The sequence below is a fragment of the Salifodinibacter halophilus genome, from assembly GCA_012999515.1.
GTDB classification, from domain to species: domain Bacteria; phylum Pseudomonadota; class Gammaproteobacteria; order Nevskiales; family Salinisphaeraceae; genus Salifodinibacter; species Salifodinibacter halophilus.
The window spans coordinates 1-268 of the sequence record JABEEB010000297.1; the positions used below are offsets into that span (position 1 = coordinate 1).

At 67.9% G+C, this 268-nt stretch carries 1 protein-coding gene; it reads left to right on the forward strand.

Annotation, left to right across the window (positions count from 1 at the left end):
• Window positions 1–268: hypothetical protein (locus HKX41_11745; GenBank protein ID NNC24806.1), on the forward strand; the 268-nt coding region annotated here is incomplete at both ends.

A 268-nucleotide genomic window follows, 5' to 3' on the forward strand; every position in this document is an offset into this window, starting at 1 on the left:
GGTTTCAAGACCGGCACCAACAACGAAGAAGTCTCGGCCGGGCCTAACGCGCGCATCTACGTACTCGATTCGGTCCAGGACGTGACCGCGAAGGTGCAGTCCGCGCTCGCCGCCGCCGCCGACCCGGCCGCGCGCATGGCCGCGCTGTTCCCGGGCCGCACGCCGGGCAACGACGGCCGCTACAACCCGAACATCCCGTTCAACACCGGCAACAACGACGGCATTCCCAACGGCGTGCTGATCAAGGACCGCCGCATCTGGTCGACGC